Consider the following 4,233-nt stretch of genomic DNA (forward strand, 5'->3'; position numbering starts at 1 on the left):
CCCTCGGCCCTTGCTGAAATGGAGAGTGGTTGGTTCTGGTCCACCTGCCATTTGCCCGATCCTTGCGGCGTGATTGTCCACTCGATGGGGGTCAGGCTTGCCGAGAGGCCCGGTGCCGCCAGCCTGGTGATGAGCGGCGCCAGATCGAACCGGGCGGCATATGAATTGCCCGTGGGCGTCACCGTGACCACGCCAGGTTCGGAGCCCAGATAGGACTGGAACAGCGTGCTGAGGCGTTGCGCCTCCTCCGGCGTGGCGGCGGCAAGGGCTGGCATGCTTGCACCAGCGAGCAAGCCAATGGCGAGAAGGGCGGTTGAGGACTTCATCGGCACGCGCTCCGGACCTGCTGTGGGGATGAACAAGGCTTGCACCCTGGACTTTCAAGGTCAACCGGATTCGGCCCGTGCGAGTTCCCGGTTTGCCTTCTGCGCTCGATCGTGTATGAGCCCCGAACGGCTCCGGCGGCAATGACCTCCGGGGCCGTTCCTGTGTCTGAGAGGAGCCTGAAATGGCGAATGTGGCGGTGGTCGGCGCCCAGTGGGGTGACGAGGGCAAGGGCAAGCTGGTGGACTGGCTGTCCGAGCGGGCCGACGTGGTTGTGCGTTTCCAGGGCGGGCACAATGCCGGCCATACGCTGGTGATCGACGGCGTTACCTACAAGCTGTCGCTGCTGCCATCGGGCATTGTGCGGCCGGGCAAGCTTTCCGTCATCGGCAACGGCGTGGTGATCGATCCATGGGCGCTGGCCGCGGAAATCGACAAGCTGTCGTCGCAGGAAGTCGACATCTCGCGGGCCAATCTCCGCATTGCCGGCAACGCCACGCTGATCCTGCCGCTGCACCGTGACCTTGACCAGCTGCGCGAGGCCGCTGCGGGTGCGGGCAAGATCGGCACCACGGGCCGCGGCATCGGTCCTGCTTATGAAGACAAGGTCGGCCGCCGCGCCATCCGCGTGAATGATCTCGCTGACCTTTCGACGATTGGTCCAAAAGTCGAGCGCCTGCTCGCGCACCACAATGCGCTTCGCCGCGGAATGGGCGAGACGGAGGTGAAGGCGCAAGATCTCATCGCGCAGCTTGCCGAGATTGCGCCGCGCATCCTGCACTTCTCGGACGCAGTCTGGGCGCTTCTCGATGACATGAAGCGGGATGGAAAGCGCATCCTGTTCGAAGGTGCGCAGGGCATTCTGCTCGACATCGACCACGGCACCTATCCCTATGTGACGTCCTCCAATACGGTGGCAGGCCAGGCCGCGGCAGGTTCAGGCCTCGGCCCGTCCTCCATCGGCTATGTGCTCGGGATTGCGAAGGCCTATACGACGCGCGTCGGGTCTGGCCCGTTCCCCACCGAGCAGGAAAACGAGGTCGGCGAATACATCGGCCAGCGCGGCCGCGAGTTCGGCACGGTGACAGGGCGCAAGCGCCGCTGCGGATGGTTCGATTCGGTTCTCGTGCGCCAGGCCATCAAGACATCGGGCATCCACGGCATCGCCCTCACCAAGCTCGATGTGCTCGACGGCCTCGATGAAATCAAGGTCGGCGTGGGCTATGAGCTCGATGGCCGCAAGATCGATCGCTTTCCCGCGGCCGAAGAGGCACAGAAGCGGGTGGTGCCTGTTTATGAAAGCTTCGAGGGCTGGAAGGGCACGACGGCAGGCGCGCGGAGCTGGGCGCAGCTTCCCGCGCAGGCGATCAAATACGTGAAGTACCTCGAGGAACTGATCGAGTGCCCGGTGGCGCTTCTGTCAACGAGCCCCGAGCGGGAAGACACCATTCTGATGAAGGATCCGTTCGAGGATTGACCAGCGCCTAGCGCCACCTGCCCACCCACGCGTCCTGTCACTCAGTCGAAGATTGGCGCAGCGATTTTCAGTTTAAGCTGCGGGTTAACGCCGTCTGCTGCCTGGCCTCAGCGTCTTTCCCAGGATGTGGTCGTCGCGACCGATCACGTGGGCGCTGGTTCCAACGATCAGAGGGTCCGGCGCCAGCGTGAGCTTCTTGCTCTTGTTGGGGTAGGGCAGGGCCGACAGGAAATACTGCATGCAGTTCAGCCTGGCGCGCCTCTTGTCATCTGACTTGATGATGGTCCACGGCGCATCCGCCGTGTCGGTATAGAAGAACATCGCCTCCTTCGCCTCGGTATAGTCGTCCCACTTGTCGAGCGAGGCCTTGTCGATGGGCGAGAGCTTCCACTGCTTCAGGGGGTCGTTCTCGCGCGATTGAAAGCGGCTGAACTGCTCCTCCCGCGTCACAGAGAACCAGAACTTGAAGAGCCTGATGCCGGAGCGCACCAGCATGCGCTCAAGATCCGGGCACTGGCGCATGAACTCGAGGTAGTCGTTGGGAGAGCAGAAGCCCATCACCCGTTCGACGCCGGCGCGGTTGTACCATGAGCGGTCGAAGAAGACGATTTCCCCGCCTGCCGGCAGGTTCTCGATGTAGCGTTGGAAATACCATTGGGTCCGCTCGCGCTCGTTAGGCTTCTCGAGCGCCACGACACGCGCACCACGCGGGTTCAAGTGCTCCATGAAGCGCTTGATGGTGCCGCCCTTGCCTGCCGCGTCGCGGCCTTCGAACAGCACGATGATGCGCTCGCCGGTTTCTTTGACCCAGTTCTGAAGCTTGAGGAGCTCGACCTGCAGTTCAGCCATCTGCTGCTCATAGAGCTTGTTGCCGAGCCGCGTTTTGTAGGGGAACTCACCGGTCTCGAAGGCGTGCCGTATGGCCTTTGGACTATGTCTTGCGCGGGCTGGCGTCAGCCGTTCGGCTGGCTGCCCGGGCTGCAATGGCACGGCTTGCTGGACCGGCGCTTCGACTTGTGCCGGTGTCGGGAAATCTGCATCTGGCATGGGATACTCCCGGAGTGGCATCAACAGGCGCACAGCTTGCGCCTGCCGGGAGCTTCAGCCCTTGACTTCGATCAAGCAGGTCAGAAGTCGCGCTGTTCGACGAAGAAGCCATAGAGCGACGTGAAGATCGATGCGTTGAAGATCGCATAGAACAGCTGCAGCACAGCCACGGCCGCGAGTTGAAACAACAGCGACAGCCCCTCGCTGATCCGCCCGAGTACCCCCGCGATGACGGTGAGGACCAGAAGAATTGCGAGCAATATGGCCGCGTTCAGCAGGAAGACGCCAACGCAGGGCCAGAAATTGCCCTTGCTGGCGGCCCATGCATCGCGGAAGCTGAAATCCCTTTTGCCAAGTGCGACTGCGGGAAGCTTGATCGAGGCACGCGTGACGGCGCCGCCTGCTGCAATGATGATCGGCAGGCCGAGAATGGTGCCGGGCCCGGGGGCGAGCATCATGATGGTGAGGAAGATCAGGCCGGGAACAAGCATCGCCAGCATGATGAGAAGGGTGGTTCCAGCATATCGGAAGACATCGCCATCAAGACGAAGCCCGGAGGCCGGCTCGTCTCGCAGGATGAAGCGGTGCCAGCTGACCGCAATGGAACACACAGCGATGATCGAGACGATGCCGGCCACCAGCTGGACCAGCGCCTGCGGGCTCATTTGCTGCGAGCTTGGGTCTGGACTGCCCGCATAGAATTCGACCAGCCCAGCAACGAGAATGATGGGAACCCAGATGATGCCGATCCGCAGCGCCATGGAACGGAAATTCCAGACCGATTTCAACGCGTGGGAAACGGCCTTGAAGGGCGAAAGCTTGCGCATGATGTCCCAGTTGGGTTGCTGTTGCCGCGGAAACTAGACTGCGCTGCGGCTGAAGGAAAGGCGGAAATCAGCCGGATATGGCGGCGGCGGCCCGCGCCGGTTGACGCGCCTTTCGGGAGATATGGCGTGCGAAGTTGCGCATGATGATGGCCGCCAGCTCGTCCTGGGGGCAGGGCGTCCCAAGGAGATAGCCCTGCACCATGTCGCATCCGAGTTCGCGAATGCCGGCAAGCTGCCGCGGGCTTTCAATGCCCTCGGCTGTCACCGTCATGCCGAGGCCATGGCCCAGCTTCACGATTGAACGCAGAATGCCTTTCGCCGATGCCGATGCCTCGAGTGCCGCCACGAAGCTGCGGTCGATCTTGAGTTTGGAGAAGGGGAACCTCCAGAGGTAGCCGAGGCTCGAGTAGCCGGTGCCGAAATCATCCAACGCCACGCCGACGCCCATCTCCCGCAAGATGCGGAGCTGGCTGAGCACGAGTTCGCTTTCCTGCATCAGCGTCCCCTCGGTGATTTCCACTTCCAGCCGGTAGGCGGGAAGGCCGTGCTTTTCCAGCG

5 protein-coding genes are annotated in these 4,233 nt (G+C 62.6%); 1 reads left to right on the forward strand and 4 read right to left on the reverse strand.

The genetic code is table 11. The features are described 5' to 3' along the window. On the reverse strand, window positions 1-362 hold a 362-nt coding region (locus ACILRA_RS20495; protein WP_395663905.1), incomplete at its 3' end, for a hypothetical protein. 146 nt (window positions 363-508) lie between these two features. On the opposite strand from ACILRA_RS20495, the gene ACILRA_RS20500 reads away from it, so the two are divergent. Continuing rightward, on the forward strand, window positions 509-1,801 hold the full coding sequence (locus tag ACILRA_RS20500) for an adenylosuccinate synthase (protein ID WP_395663906.1): 1,293 nt from the start codon (window positions 509-511) through the stop codon (window positions 1,799-1,801). A gap of 84 nt (window positions 1,802-1,885) precedes the next feature. Here the strand turns inward: ACILRA_RS20500 and ppk2 are convergent, their stop codons facing one another. From ppk2 to ACILRA_RS20515, 3 genes are all read right to left on the reverse strand, one after another. Beyond that, window positions 1,886-2,848: a polyphosphate kinase 2 gene (ppk2, locus tag ACILRA_RS20505; protein WP_395663907.1), complete on the reverse strand. Its 963-nt coding sequence runs from the start codon at window positions 2,846-2,848 to the stop codon at window positions 1,886-1,888. An 80-nt stretch (window positions 2,849-2,928) separates the two neighbouring features. Beyond that, window positions 2,929-3,675, reverse strand: coding sequence for a hypothetical protein (locus ACILRA_RS20510; RefSeq protein ID WP_395663908.1), 747 nt, complete (start codon window positions 3,673-3,675; stop codon window positions 2,929-2,931). Window positions 3,676-3,742: 67 nt separating this feature from the next. Further along, window positions 3,743-4,233: EAL domain-containing protein (locus ACILRA_RS20515; RefSeq protein ID WP_395663909.1), on the reverse strand; the 491-nt coding region annotated here is incomplete at its 5' end.

The organism is Aestuariivirga sp., from assembly GCF_044239095.1.
Classification (GTDB): domain Bacteria; phylum Pseudomonadota; class Alphaproteobacteria; order Rhizobiales; family Aestuariivirgaceae; genus Aestuariivirga.